Origin of the sequence: Pseudomonas sp. PvP025, from assembly GCF_017832155.1 — a bacterium.
Lineage (GTDB): Bacteria > Pseudomonadota > Gammaproteobacteria > Pseudomonadales > Pseudomonadaceae > Aquipseudomonas.
The window spans coordinates 72,917-85,755 of the sequence record NZ_JAFIBJ010000001.1; the positions used below are offsets into that span (position 1 = coordinate 72,917).

At 63.4% G+C, this 12,839-nt stretch carries 11 protein-coding genes; 8 read left to right on the forward strand and 3 right to left on the reverse strand.

Going from position 1 to position 12,839, the window contains the following annotated elements; genetic code table 11:
- The first annotated feature begins 200 nt into the window (after positions 1–200).
- Positions 201–1,049 (forward strand): DUF1989 domain-containing protein, encoded by an 849-nt coding sequence (locus JOE32_RS00345; protein ID WP_209980421.1) that lies wholly within the window; start codon positions 201–203, stop codon positions 1,047–1,049.
- A gap of 7 nt (positions 1,050–1,056) precedes the next feature.
- Here JOE32_RS00345 and JOE32_RS00350 read toward each other — a convergent pair whose 3' ends face one another.
- Positions 1,057–1,224 carry a DUF2897 family protein gene (locus JOE32_RS00350; protein ID WP_069665401.1) on the reverse strand — a complete coding sequence of 56 codons (168 nt, stop codon included), beginning with the start codon at positions 1,222–1,224 and terminating at the stop codon, positions 1,057–1,059.
- Positions 1,225–1,335: 111 nt separating this feature from the next.
- A complete protein-coding gene (gene eat, locus JOE32_RS00355; protein ID WP_209980423.1) occupies positions 1,336–2,700 on the reverse strand; it encodes an ethanolamine permease in 1,365 nt (454 codons plus the stop codon).
- A gap of 414 nt (positions 2,701–3,114) precedes the next feature.
- On the opposite strand from eat, the gene kdpF reads away from it, so the two are divergent.
- The 6 genes from kdpF to JOE32_RS00385 all read left to right on the forward strand — a co-directional run bounded on the left by kdpF (position 3,115) and on the right by JOE32_RS00385 (position 11,224).
- Positions 3,115–3,204, forward strand: a complete 90-nt coding sequence (gene kdpF, locus JOE32_RS00360) for a K(+)-transporting ATPase subunit F (protein ID WP_003218754.1) — start codon at positions 3,115–3,117, stop codon at positions 3,202–3,204.
- A gap of 9 nt (positions 3,205–3,213) precedes the next feature.
- Positions 3,214–4,908 carry a potassium-transporting ATPase subunit KdpA gene (gene kdpA, locus JOE32_RS00365; RefSeq protein WP_209980425.1) on the forward strand — a complete coding sequence of 565 codons (1,695 nt, stop codon included), beginning with the start codon at positions 3,214–3,216 and terminating at the stop codon, positions 4,906–4,908.
- Between the two features lie 11 nt (positions 4,909–4,919).
- Entirely contained in the window at positions 4,920–6,977 is a 2,058-nt protein-coding gene (kdpB, locus tag JOE32_RS00370; protein WP_209980427.1) for a potassium-transporting ATPase subunit KdpB, read from the forward strand.
- 33 nt (positions 6,978–7,010) lie between these two features.
- A complete protein-coding gene (gene kdpC, locus JOE32_RS00375) occupies positions 7,011–7,556 on the forward strand; it encodes a potassium-transporting ATPase subunit KdpC (RefSeq protein ID WP_057009635.1) in 546 nt (181 codons plus the stop codon).
- A gap of 289 nt (positions 7,557–7,845) precedes the next feature.
- The gene (locus JOE32_RS00380) at positions 7,846–10,497 is read left to right on the forward strand and encodes a sensor histidine kinase KdpD (RefSeq protein ID WP_209980429.1); all 2,652 of its coding nucleotides are present in this window, start codon (positions 7,846–7,848) and stop codon (positions 10,495–10,497) included.
- 37 nt (positions 10,498–10,534) lie between these two features.
- Entirely contained in the window at positions 10,535–11,224 is a 690-nt protein-coding gene (locus JOE32_RS00385; RefSeq protein WP_015371591.1) for a response regulator, read from the forward strand.
- Positions 11,225–11,270: 46 nt separating this feature from the next.
- On the opposite strand, the gene JOE32_RS00390 is transcribed toward JOE32_RS00385, so the two are convergent.
- Positions 11,271–12,308 (reverse strand): patatin-like phospholipase family protein, encoded by a 1,038-nt coding sequence (locus JOE32_RS00390; RefSeq protein ID WP_209980430.1) that lies wholly within the window; start codon positions 12,306–12,308, stop codon positions 11,271–11,273.
- A gap of 218 nt (positions 12,309–12,526) precedes the next feature.
- On the opposite strand from JOE32_RS00390, the gene JOE32_RS00395 reads away from it, so the two are divergent.
- Positions 12,527–12,805 carry a hypothetical protein gene (locus JOE32_RS00395; RefSeq protein WP_003238638.1) on the forward strand — a complete coding sequence of 93 codons (279 nt, stop codon included), beginning with the start codon at positions 12,527–12,529 and terminating at the stop codon, positions 12,803–12,805.
- The last annotated feature ends 34 nt before the right edge of the window (positions 12,806–12,839 follow it).

The window sequence follows — 12,839 nt, forward strand, 5'->3', positions numbered from 1 at the left end:
CTCGACACAAAGTGGCTTTGGATTGGCAACCCTAGCCATAGCTTGAAAAAGGTCGATTATGTCACGGGGTATGGTAAATACCCATACAAAAGCGGTTGCCGATCTCACTTTAAAACCCTTCAGTCCTGATACTGCGCACAGCGCTGGCATGAATGGTGATTATCTCTTATGCAGAAAATTCCCAAGTCGAGGCGTCCATCATGTACAAAAACTACCCACCCGCTTACCAGGTCAGCAAAGGCTCCGCGCTGCAGGTCGACATCGCCTTCTACGAACGAATCCGCAATCGTGCCGACCTGCGCACCCTGATCAACCACTTCGAAGTCCCAATCCGCACAGGACGCGCATGGAACGTCCCCGCCGGTCACGTCTTCCGTGTCACCACTCCGGTAGGCCCGCAAGTAGGCGACTTCAACGTCTGGAACGCCCACGACCCGCGCGAGCGCCTGTGGGCGGCACGCACCCGTCAATTGCAGGGCGCCCACGTCAGCACCCACGACCGGCTATGGTCGAACCTGCCCTTTCTAAGGCCTCTGGTCACCATCACCGACGACAGCCTGGCCGGCTACGGTATCGATGAACACGGTGGCCGCCTGCACGATCTGCTCGGCACGCGTTGCGATCCCTATGTGAACCGCATGCTGACCGGCGAGGATTTCCATCATCACTGCCACTCGAACCTGACCCGTGCAATATTGCCCCACGGCCTGACAGAATTCGACGTGCACGACGTGCTGAATATTTTCCAGTGCACCGGGCTTAATCACGATGACCTCTATTTCATGAAAGCCTGCCCGGCGCAGAAGGGCGACTACCTTGAGTTTTTCGCCGAGATTGACCTGTTGTGCGCGCTATCGACGTGCCCGGGTGGAGATTTGTCGTTGCCGATGTGGGGCCCGCAGGCGCAGGACCCGCTGACGGTGTGTCGTCCGTTGGGTGTCGAGATCTACAGGCTGGAGGATGAGCTGCTGAGCGGCTGGAGCCAGCCGGAACGTGCTGCCTATAAAGGTCAGCACGGTTTGCATATTGCCGGGGCGGAGTGGGAGTAAACCCGGTTCAGCGGTCCTGCGCGTCCTTGGCATCCGCTTGCGCATTGCGCTGGGCCACGCGCTTGCGTTGTTCGTCGGTGAGTTCCACCTTGTTGGCGCTGTCACGCAGCATCATGAGGCCACCGACGATCGACCCGATCGCTACTACCATAATCAACCACGCATACCACGGCATAACGCTCTCCTTGAGGCAGATCGCCGTGGGAGAATTTTCCCACGGTAATAACTGCTTTGAGTGACGGGCTTTCTGAGTAGTTCAGTGTAGGCCCGTTCTGCCTCCCACGTCTTATAGGCCGGTCAGCATTGCGTCCGCCGGCGCATCGGCGCGGTCTTGTGCGGTCAATTGGAAGTACACAAAGCCGACGGCCATGAAGCCGAGGAAGATAAGCCCGATCAACGTGTTGAACCAGGCCATCGCGACCAGGCATACCACGGCCAGCACCAGTGCGATGCCGGGCACCAGTGGATAGCCCGGCGCGCGGAAGGTGCGCTCCAGCAGCGGTTCGGTCTTGCGCAGTTTGAACAGGCTGAGCATGCTCATGATGTACATGACGATGGCGCCGAACACAGCCATGGTGATCATCGCGGCGGTCAGGGTCATGCCGCCGAGGTTGATCAGGCCATCACTGTAGATGGCCGCGATGCCGACAACGCCGCCGGCGATGATTGCGCGGTGCGGTGTCTGAAAACGCGACAGTTTGGCGAGGAAGGAGGGCAGGTAACCGGCGCGCGCCAGGGCGAAGAACTGCCGCGAGTAGCCGAGGATGATGCCGTGGAAGCTTGCCACCAGGCCGAACAGGCCGATCCACACCAGCATGTGCAGCCAGCCGGAGTGGTCGCCCACTACGGTTTTCATGGCTTGGGGCAGCGGGTCGTTGATGTTCGCCAGGGTGCGCCAGTCACCCACGCCGCCGGCGAAGAACATCACGCCCATGGCCAGAATCACCAGGGTGAGGATGCCACTGATGTAGGCCTTTGGAATGGTGCGCTTGGGGTCTTTCGCTTCCTCGGCTGCCATGGCTGCGCCCTCGATGGCGAGGAAGAACCAGATGGCGAAGGGGATCGCCGCAAACATCCCGGCAATCGCCGGTGCGCCAAACGTATCGGACCCCGCCCAGCCATTGAGGGCGAAGTTGCTGAAGCTGAACGCGGGGGCGACCACGCCCATGAACACCAGCAGCTCGGCGACGGCGAGTACGCACACCACCAGTTCGAAGGTGGCGGCGAGTTTCACGCCAAGGATGTTCAGGCCCATGAACACGATGTAGGCACCGACGGCCGCGTGTTTCGGGTCCAGGGCCGGGAACTGCACATTCAGGTAGGCGCCGATGGCCAGGGCGATGGCGGGCGGCGCGAACACGAATTCGATCAGGGTCGCGAGGCCGGCGATCAAACCACCTTTTTCACCAAAGGCGCGGCGGCTGTAGGCAAAGGGGCCTCCAGCGTGAGGAATCGCAGTCGTCAACTCGGTGAAACTGAAGATGAAGCAGGTGTACATCGCGGCGACCATCAATGACGTCACCAGGAACCCGAGGGTGCCGGCCACGCCCCAGCCGTAGCTCCAGCCGAAGTACTCCCCGGAAATCACCAGCCCGACGGCAATACCCCATAAATGCAGGGTGCCCAAGGTGGGTTTGAGGTGTGTGTTCATTGTGCTGCGCTCCTTGAACGGTTTGGAATGATTCAAGGTGTTGCAGCGTGCATGCCAGTCAGGAGAACCGTGTCGTAAAGGGGGGCAACTGTCGTGTGGGGAATGGTTTTGGCGTTAAATCCTGTTTGAGCAGCACCAGATAAGTGCGGCGCTGATGGGGCTGACGCTTTCGCGGGCAAGCCCGCTCCCACAGTTGACCGCATTCCTGCAGGTCAGATGCGATCCCCTGGGAGAGTCGGGCTTGCCCGCGATGAGGCCCGTTCAAGCAATGCAAGCCTGCGGTGTAAACCCCGCATAAACCCACTCTTTACGCCGTCTTTACGCCCCGCCCACGCCCTCGCTCTCGTTCCTTTACACCACTCCTGCGGACAATTGCCCCACACGCGGCACTCGCCGCACAACGGAGAGACTTCCATGAGCGTTCTGGACGGGGTGTCACTGCTATTGGCCGTGGCGCTGTTCATTTATCTGCTGGTTGCGCTGTTACGCGCGGATCGGAACTAGGAGTTGGGCATGCACAGTTATGACTATTGGCTGATCATTGCCTTCTTTGCCGTGGTGTTGGTACCGGCACCCTTGCTCGGGCGTTTCTACTACAAGGTGATGGAAGACCAGCGCACCTGGCTGACCCCTGTGCTGGGGCCGGTGGAAAGAGCCTGCTATCGCCTGTCCGGCGTGGATGACCAACAGGAACAGAGCTGGCAGAAATACACGCTGGCCTTGCTCGCGTTCAACCTCGCGGGTTTCCTGCTGTTGTTCGCGATCCTGCTGTTTCAGGACTACCTGCCGCTCAATCCGCAGAAACTGCCGGGTCAGGAGTGGACGCTGGCCTTCAACACGGCGGTCAGTTTCATGACCAACACCAACTGGCAGTCCTACAGCGGTGAGGCGTCCCTGAGCTACCTCAGCCAGATGGCCGGCCTGACCGTGCAGAACTTCGTCAGTGCGGCCACGGGGCTGGCAGTCCTCGTCGCTCTTTGCCGTGGGATCGGTCGCAAATCAACCGCGACATTGGGTAACTTCTGGGTCGACATGACCCGCGCCACCCTCTACGGCCTACTGCCGTTGTGCCTGGTGCTGGCGCTGTTCCTGGTGTGGCAGGGCGTGCCGCAAACCTTCGCCCACTACGTCGATGCCGTGACAATGCAAGGCGTGGATCAAGTGATTCCGCTCGGTCCTGCGGCCAGCCAGATTGCGATCAAGCAACTGGGCACCAACGGCGGCGGTTTCTTCGGCGTCAACTCGGCGCACCCGTTCGAGGACCCGACCGCCTGGGCCAATCTGTTCGAGCTGGCGGCGATCATCCTGATTCCGGTGGCGCTGGTGTTCACCTTCGGCCACTACGTCAAGGACCTGCGCCAGAGCCGCGCGATCCTCGGCTGCATGCTCGCGCTGTTCCTGATCGGTGGCGCGACCTCGCTGTGGGCCGAATACCAGCCCAACCCCACCTTGAACAACCCCGCCGTGGAGCAGACCGCACCGCTGGAAGGCAAGGAAGCGCGCTTCGGCACCACCGGCACCGTGCTCTGGTCGGTGACGACTACGGCGGCGTCCAACGGTTCGGTCAACGGTATGCAGGACAGCCTCAATCCGTTGAGCGGCATGGTGGCGCTGGTCAACATGATGGTCGGCGAAGTGATCTTCGGCGGCGTCGGCGCCGGTATGTACGGCATGCTGCTCAACGTGTTGATCGCAGTCTTCCTCGCAGGCCTGATGATCGGCCGCACGCCTGAATACCTGGGCAAGAAACTCCAGGCCAAGGAAGTGCAACTGCTCGTGGTGACCCTGCTGGTGATGCCGGTTGGCGTACTCGTGCTGGGCGCCATCGCCGCCAGCCTGCCAGGCCCGGCCGGTGCAATCAGCAACCCCGGACCCCATGGTTTCAGCCAGTTGCTCTACGCCTACACCTCGGCCAGTGCCAACAACGGCTCGGCGTTCGGCGGCTTCAGTGGCAACACGCCATTCCATAACCTGATGCTGAGCCTGGGCATGTTGATCGGCCGCTTCGGCTACATCCTCCCGGTACTGGCCCTGGCCGGCAGCCTGGCGATGAAGAAGACCGCGCCGATTGGCCAGAACAGCTTTCCCACCCACGGCCCGCTGTTCGTGACCCTGTTGACCGTGACCATTCTGCTGGTGGGCGGCCTGACGTTCCTGCCGACGCTGGCATTGGGCCCTATCGCTGAACACCTGAGCATGGGCTTCTGAGGGATATGAAAATGAATATGCCTGCAAACAACGCGGCCCCGGTCAAACCCCAGGAACCCGCCAAAACCGCAATCTCCGCGCTATGGCGCCCGGCGCTGGTCCAGGCCTTCGTCAAGCTCGACCCACGGCAACTGCAACGCTCGCCGGTGATGCTGGTGGTCGAATTGACGGCCATCCTCACCACCGTGCTGTGCTTCGTGCCCGACACCGCTGTGCCTACCTTTGTCGCCGCGCAGATTGCGCTGTGGCTGTGGTTCACCGTGCTGTTCGCCAACTTCGCCGAAGCGCTGGCTGAAGGGCGTGGCAAGGCCCGCGCCGACAGCCTCAAGGCCGGCAGTGAAGGCCTTGGCGCACGGCGCAAAGAGGCCGATGGCACCTTCAAGATGGTACCCGCTGCGAGCCTGCGCAAGGGCGACGTGGTGCGCGTGGTCGTCGGCGAAATGATCCCCGGCGACGGTGAAGTCATCGAAGGGATCGCCGCAGTCAACGAAGCCGCGATCACTGGCGAATCCGCCCCGGTCATCCGCGAATCCGGCGGCGACCGTTCGGCCGTCACCGGCAATACGCGGCTGGTGTCCGACTGGCTGCTGGTGCGCATCACCGCCAACCCCGGCGAATCCACCCTGGACCGCATGATCGCCCTGGTGGAGGGTGCCAAGCGCCAGAAAACCCCTAACGAGGTGGCGCTGGACATCCTGCTGATCGGGCTGACCCTGATCTTCCTGATGGTCGTGGTCACCCTGCAGCCGTTTGCCCACTTTGCCAATGGCAGCTTGCCCCTGGTGTTCCTCGTCGCACTGCTGGTGACGCTGATTCCTACCACCATTGGCGGTTTGTTGTCGGCCATCGGTATCGCCGGCATGGACCGTCTGGTGCGCCTCAATGTGATCGCCAAGTCCGGCCGCGCCGTGGAAGCGGCGGGGGACGTGCATGTGCTGTTGCTGGACAAGACCGGCACCATCACGTTCGGCAACCGCCGGTGCTCGGCGGTGGTCGCCGCGCCAGGCGTCAGTGGCCGCGAGGTAGCCGAAGGTGCCTTGTTCGCGTCCCTGGCGGATGACACGGCGGAGGGCAAATCCATCGTCGAATACCTGCGCGCCTTGCACCCCCAGGCCGAACCGTCGCTGGATGAATTGACCGCCGTGCCGTTCAGTGCCGAAACCCGCCTGTCCGGTGTCGACTACCAGGGCCGCGTATTTCGCAAAGGCGCGGTGGATTCGTTGCTGGCGTTTATCGGTTTGCAACGCAGTGACCTGTTACCGGCGCTCTCGCGGGAAATCGACAAGATCGCCCAGAGCGGTGGCACGCCGTTGCTGGTGTGTGCCGACGGCAAACTGCTCGGCGCGATCCACCTCAAAGATGTGGTCAAACCCGGTATCCGCGAGCGCTTCGCCGAGCTGCGCAAGCTGGGCATCCGCACTGTGATGGTCACCGGCGACAACCCGCTGACGGCCGCCGCGATTGCCGCCGAAGCCGGCGTGGACGACGTGCTGGCCGAGGCCACCCCGGAGAAAAAACTCGCGCGCATCCGCCTCGAGCAAAATGACGGGCGCCTGGTTGCCATGTGCGGCGACGGCGCCAACGACGCTCCGGCGCTGGCCCAGGCAGACGTCGGCATGGCGATGAACGATGGCACCCAGGCCGCCCGTGAAGCGGCCAACATGGTCGACCTCGACAGCGATCCCACCAAGCTGCTGGACGTGGTGCAGATCGGCAAGGAATTGCTGGTGACCCGAGGCGCGCTGACGACGTTCTCCATCGCCAACGACGTGGCCAAGTACTTCGCCATCCTGCCCGCGCTGTTCGCCGCGATCTACCCGCAGTTGGGCGTGCTCAACGTGATGCACCTGCAGAGCCCGCAGAGCGCGATCCTTTCGGCGATTGTGTTCAACGCGCTGATCATTGTAGTGCTGATTCCCCTGGCCCTGCGCGGTGTGCGCGTGCAGGCGGCGAGTGCTGCGGCGTTGCTGCGGCGTAACCTGCTGATCTACGGCCTGGGCGGCCTGCTGGTGCCGTTCGTGGGCATCAAGGCGATCGACATGCTGCTGACGGCGTTGCACCTGGTGTAACGCTCGCCTTCCCGACTTAATGAGGATTTGACCATGACTAACATGATCCGCCCGGCTTTGAGCCTGTTGGTGCTGATGACCCTGATCACCGGCGTCGCCTATCCGCTGGTGGTCACCGGTGTGGCCCAGGTGGCGTTCCCCGCCCAGGCCAACGGCAGTCTGGTGCGCGATGCCAGCGGCAAGGTGCGCGGCTCCAGCCTGATCGCCCAGGACTTTACCGGCGATGGCTGGTTCCACCCACGGCCTTCGGCCGGGGCTTTCGCCACGGTATCCAGCAGCGCCAGTAACCTGGGCCCAAGCAACCCGGCGCTGGCGACGCGCGTGTTCGACGACGCGACCAAGCAGCAGGTGCCAGGCCAGGGCCCGGTGCCGCTGGCCTCGCTGACCACCTCCGGCAGCGGCCTGGATCCGCACTTGCCACCGCCGGCGATTGCCTATCAACTGGCGCGGGTGGCCGCGGCGCGAAATGTGCCGGTGGCGACCCTGCAACGCTTGCTGGATGAACACATCGAAAGCCCGTTGGTGGGCCCGCCGGTGGTGAACGTCCTGGCCCTGAACATGGCCCTGGAGAAGTTGTAGGCAGCGCCGCCGTGATCGCGGGCAAGCCCTAATGCCGTTCAGTTAAGGAAAATGTGTGGGCTTATTGTGGCGAGCGGGCTTGCCCCGCGTTGGGGGGCGAAGCGCCCCCAATCGAGCAAAACGCGGTGTACCTGATACGGCTCAGCGCCTGGCTTTGGGGCTGCTGCGCAGCCCAACGCAGGACAAGCCTGCTCGCCACAGGGAATCTGCGCTTAACTGAACGGCATTAGGGCTTCCCGCGATAAGGCCGTAAAAGCCCCTCCATAAACACCTGAAGGAACCCTGAAGCATGAGCGACTCCGGCCGCGCCGACGCCCTGTTAGCCGATCTGCCCCGGGATGGCCGTGGCCGACTGAAAGTTTTCCTCGGCGCCGCGCCCGGTGTGGGCAAGACCTACGCCATGCTCCAGGCCGCCCATACCCAACTGCGCCAGGGCGTGCGACTGATCGCCGGGGTGGTCGAAACCCATGGCCGCGCCGAGACCGAAGCCTTGCTCGGCGGCCTGCCGCAGCAACCGTTGCTGCGCAGCGAATACCGCGGCGTGATGCTCGAAGAAATGGACCTCGACGGCTTGCTCGCGGCCCGGCCCGCGTTGGTGCTGGTGGATGAACTGGCCCACAGCAATGCGCCCGGCAGCCGTCATGAAAAACGCTGGCAGGATATTCAGGAGTTGCTCGCGGCCGGTATCGACGTGTTCACCACAGTCAACGTCCAGCACCTGGAAAGCCTTAATGATCAAGTGCGCGGTATCACCGGCGTGCAGGTGCGTGAAACCCTGCCGGACTGGGTGCTGCAGGAAGCCGACGAACTGCTGCTGATCGACCTGCCGTCCCGTGAATTGCTCGAGCGCCTGCGCGACGGCAAGGTCTATGTGCCGGAACAGGCCCGCGCCGCCATCGATGCGTTTTTTACCCAGACCAACCTGATGGCCCTGCGCGAGTTGGCGATGCAAACCGCCGCCGCCCATGTCGACGATGACCTGGCCCAGGGCTATCGCCAACTCGGCCAGGCCGCACCGGCGGTGCGTGGCCGCTTGCTGGTGGGCGTGGACGGCGACGCGCAGGCCGAACGTCTGGTGCGCCATGCCAGTCGCGTGGCCCAGCGCCGGCATTTGCCGTGGAGCCTGGTGCATATCGATAACGGCCGGGCGCGCGATGAGCAGTCGCGCCTGCGTCTGCAAAACGCGCAGCAACTGGCCGAGCGCCTGGGCGGCGAGGTGGTGTTGTTGCGCGCCGGCGAGGTGGCCAGGACGTTGATCCAGCACGCCGCCGAACGTCGAGCCAGCCTGCTGCTGGTGGGGCAGTCGCGGATGCGCTGGCGCCGCCGGCTGCTGGGGGGTGGGCTGGCCGCACGCCTGTTGCGCCAGGCGCGGGGGCTGGAAATCAACGTGCTCGACAGCGACGAGTTGCCCGCGCCGCCGCGCTTGCCGCAGGTGATGGGGCTGCGCTGGTTCGATTACGCCCTGGCAGTGGTGGCCACTTTGGTGGCGGCCGCCGTGGCCTGGGGGGTGTCCAGCGTGATGCCGTTGCCGAACATCTCGCTGGTGTTTCTTGCCGCGGTGTTGCTGGTGGCGGTGCGCAGCAGCCTTGGGCCGTCGCTGGTGTGTGCCGCGCTCTCCTTCATGGCTTACGACTTTCTGTTTATTCCGCCGAATTTCTCTTTCGCCATCCAGCGTGAAGAAGACGTGCTGACGCTGTTGTTCTTCCTGTTGATGGCCGCGCTCACCGGCAACCTGGCCGCGCGGCAGCGCCAGCAATTGCAGGCGCTGCGCGATACCCAGGAAGAAACCAGCGAACTGCTGGACCTGTCCCGCAAGCTGACCGCCGCCACCGATCGCCAGGCGGTGATCAGCGCGGCGACCCTGCACCTGCAGGGTTGGAGCGACCTCGATCTGTGCCTGGTCAACCGCGACGGGCAGGGCGGCTGGACGGTCGAAACCGGCGGCCCGCTGACGCTCACCGAAGCCGAGCGCGCCGCCGCCGACTGGTCCTGGCAGCATGACCAGCCGGCAGGGCGAGGCACTGGCACCTTGCCGTTTGGGCGCTGGTGGTGGTGGCCGTTGTCGGGCGAAGAAGGTCCGTTGGGCTTGCTCGGCGTGAGCGCCAAGCCGGGCCTTGAGCTGAGCGGCCAGCGTCGACGTCTGCTCACGGCCTTGAGCCAACCGCTGGCGCAGGCCCTGGCACGCGCGCAGTTGGCGCAGGAGCTCGAATCCGCGCGGTTGCATGGCGAAACCGAACAACTGCGCAGCGCCTTGCTCGCCTCGGTGTCCCACGACTTGCGCACGCCGTTGACCTCCATGCGCGGCAGCATCGACAGCCTGCTGGCGCTCGGCGAAGCGATTCCCCTGGACGACCGCCGCGAACTGCTGGAAGGCACCCGCGATGAAGCCGAGCGCCTGGACCGCTATATCCAGAACCTGCTCGACATGACCCGACTGGGGCACGGCGCACTCAAGCTGGCGCGCGACTGGGTGGCGCCCGGCGATATCGTCGGCAGCGCCCTTGGCCGTCTGCGCGCGGTGCTGGCGCCGTTGCAGGTGACCACCGATGTGCCAGCGGAGCTGCCGTTGCTGTATGTGCACGCGGCGCTGATCGAACAGGCGCTGGTCAACGTGCTGGAAAACGCCGCGCGCTTTTCACCGGTTCAAGGCCGCTTGCAGTTGAGCGCCGGCGTCGCGGACGACCAGCTGTTTTTCGCCGTGGCCGATGAGGGGCCGGGGATTCCCGAAGATGAACGCGCGAAGATTTTCGACATGTTCTATACCGCCGCCCGCGGTGATCGGGGCGGGCAGGGCACGGGCCTCGGTCTGGCGATCTGTCAGGGTATGGTTGGCGCGCACGGCGGGCATATCCGCGTGGCCGATGGCATCGACGGACGCGGTACCTGCATCACCTTGTTTCTGCCTCTGCCGGCCCAGCCTGGCCTGGAGCGTGAGGCGTGAGATACCCTGTGTTCTCGACGATTTATGATTGGACACCATGAGCCAGACCGCGACGATTTTGGTCATTGATGACGAGCCGCAGATCCGCAAGTTTCTGCGCATCAGCCTGGCTTCCCAGGGCTACAAAGTGATTGAGGCCGGCACCGGCACCGAGGGCCTGGCCCAGGCGGCGCTGAACAAGCCGGACTTGCTGGTGCTCGACCTCGGCCTGCCGGACATGGACGGCCAACAGGTGCTGCGCGAGTTTCGCGAATGGTCCACGGTGCCGGTGCTGGTGCTGTCGGTCCGCGCCAGTGAAGGGCAGAAAGTCGAAGCCCTGGACGGTGGCGCCAACGACTATGTGACCAAACCGTTCGGCATCCAGGAATTCCTTGCCCGTATCCGCGCGTTGTTGCGTCAGGCGCCGGCGGGCGAGGCTCAGGAGGCCGCGTTGCGCTTCGGCCCGCTCACCGTGGACCTGGCCTATCGCCGGGTATTGCTCGACGGCGCCGAAGTAGCGTTGACTCGCAAGGAGTACGCGGTGCTGGCGCAACTGGCGCGCCATCCGGGGCGGGTGATCACCCAGCAGCAACTGCTCAAGGACATCTGGGGCCCGACCCATACCGAGGACAGCCACTATCTGCGTATCGTGGTGGGGCACCTGCGGCAGAAGCTGGCGGATGACCCGACCCAGCCGCGATTTATCCTGACGGAGCCGGGGGTGGGGTATCGGTTGCTAAGCAGCTGAGTGCCGTTGTGTCTGGGCTGGCCTCTTCGCGGGCAAGCCGCCACTCTCAACCCTGTTCACTCTCATACCGATCCAACGTATCGCTGGCAATCTCCCGCCCCAGCGCGATCAACTCCGGCGCCTTGTAAAACTCGAAAAAACGACACACCCGCTTGGGCACGTTGATCAGCACATCCGGCGGGTACCCGGCGATCTTGTACTGCGCCAGCGATGTTTGCATTACCTCGAAACTCTGGTTGATCAAGTCCAGCAGCGACGCCGGCCCGACGTTATCGATAATGAACGAGCCGGTGGCCGACTTCGGTGCGCCGGGTTTTTCCGGCGCGGCGGCGGGCTGCTGGGATTCGGGCTCGGCCGACTCCAGCCACGGGTTGATTTCCGCCGCATGGGCCTGCAGGGCTTCCTGCTCGAGTTTCATCAACTGTTCGGCCTGCTTGCGGCGAAACGGCAGGTGCGAACCGAGTGATTTGGCCAGGCTGTTGAAGCGGCTCTTGAACGCCGGCGGGCGCTGGATCACCGGCAAATGGTAGTGCTTCTGGTTGGTGGCGTTGAGGTTGACCGCGATGATCAGGTCGCAATGGCTCGACACCACCGGCACGATCGGCAACGGGTTGAGCAGGCCGCCGTCCACCAGCATGCGGTTGCCCTGCATCACCGGGGTAAACAGGCTGGGGATTGCCGCCGAGGCGCGCATGGCCTGGTGCAGGCAGCCTTCCTGGAACCAGATTTCCTGCTGGTTGGTCAGGTCGGTGGCGACGGCGGTGTAGGGGATGCGCAGGTCTTCGATATTGATCTCGCCGACGATCTTGCGAATCTGCCCGAACACTTTCTCGCCACGAATCGCCCCCAGGCGAAAGCTCACGTCCACCAGGCGCAGCACATCGAGGTAGTCGAGGCTTTCGATCCAGTTGCGATAGTCGTTCAGCTTGCCGGCGGCGTAGATCCCGCCCACTACCGCGCCCATGGAACAACCGGCGATACAGGCGATGTCATAGTCGCGTCGTTCGATTTCCTCGATCACACCGATATGGGCGTAACCCCGGGCCCCGCCGGACCCCAACACCAAGGCAACACGTTTCTTCATAGTCCCTGTCCTACACAAAACAGGTGCCCACAATGCACCCATTGAGGGGGCCGCTTCAATCGTCGCGGCTGCTTCACAATAGTTCTCCAGAATAGCGACGGGGCTAGGGTATGCTTTGGCAATCAGCGCTTCACGTTACAGGCCGTCCTACAAGGCACTTTTCTTCGTAGGCACCGTCTACAGCGTACGACTGTTTTTCTTATTTTGAGGTGTCATTGATGAAAGCCTGGATGTGTGTGCCCGTGATCCTGTTGGCCCTGGCCGGTTGCGCTGGTAAAACCGCTTACCGCGACAGCTGCGGGTCGCAATTGGATGCCGCCTGGAAAGAGCTGGACCTGGCCAAGGCCGAAGGTTTTGCCGGCACTGTCAGTTACTCCAAGGCTTTGTCGCTGTTGACGGGCGCCAAGACCCAGCAGCAATTCGAAGCGTTCGAGGGCTGCTCCAATAAAGCCGAAAAAGCGCGGTTCTATATTCGTGAGTCGCGCGCCGGACGTTGATCGGTTAAACAGGGTTTTCATCGAAAAGGGAGGA

Coding starts and splice junctions, on each gene's coding strand:
- kdpF (WP_003218754.1), top strand. CDS start 3,115: ATGAGCGTTCTGGACGGGGTGTCACTGCTATTGGCCGTGGCGCTGTTC.
- JOE32_RS00395 (WP_003238638.1), top strand. CDS start 12,527: ATGAAAGCCTGGATGTGTGTGCCCGTGATCCTGTTGGCCCTGGCCGGT.
- kdpC (WP_057009635.1), top strand. CDS start 7,011: ATGACTAACATGATCCGCCCGGCTTTGAGCCTGTTGGTGCTGATGACC.
- JOE32_RS00345 (WP_209980421.1), top strand. CDS start 201: ATGTACAAAAACTACCCACCCGCTTACCAGGTCAGCAAAGGCTCCGCG.
- JOE32_RS00390 (WP_209980430.1), bottom strand. CDS start 12,308: ATGAAGAAACGTGTTGCCTTGGTGTTGGGGTCCGGCGGGGCCCGGGGT.
- JOE32_RS00385 (WP_015371591.1), top strand. CDS start 10,535: ATGAGCCAGACCGCGACGATTTTGGTCATTGATGACGAGCCGCAGATC.
- kdpA (WP_209980425.1), top strand. CDS start 3,214: ATGCACAGTTATGACTATTGGCTGATCATTGCCTTCTTTGCCGTGGTG.
- eat (WP_209980423.1), bottom strand. CDS start 2,700: ATGAACACACACCTCAAACCCACCTTGGGCACCCTGCATTTATGGGGT.
- kdpB (WP_209980427.1), top strand. CDS start 4,920: ATGAATATGCCTGCAAACAACGCGGCCCCGGTCAAACCCCAGGAACCC.
- JOE32_RS00380 (WP_209980429.1), top strand. CDS start 7,846: ATGAGCGACTCCGGCCGCGCCGACGCCCTGTTAGCCGATCTGCCCCGG.
- JOE32_RS00350 (WP_069665401.1), bottom strand. CDS start 1,224: ATGCCGTGGTATGCGTGGTTGATTATGGTAGTAGCGATCGGGTCGATC.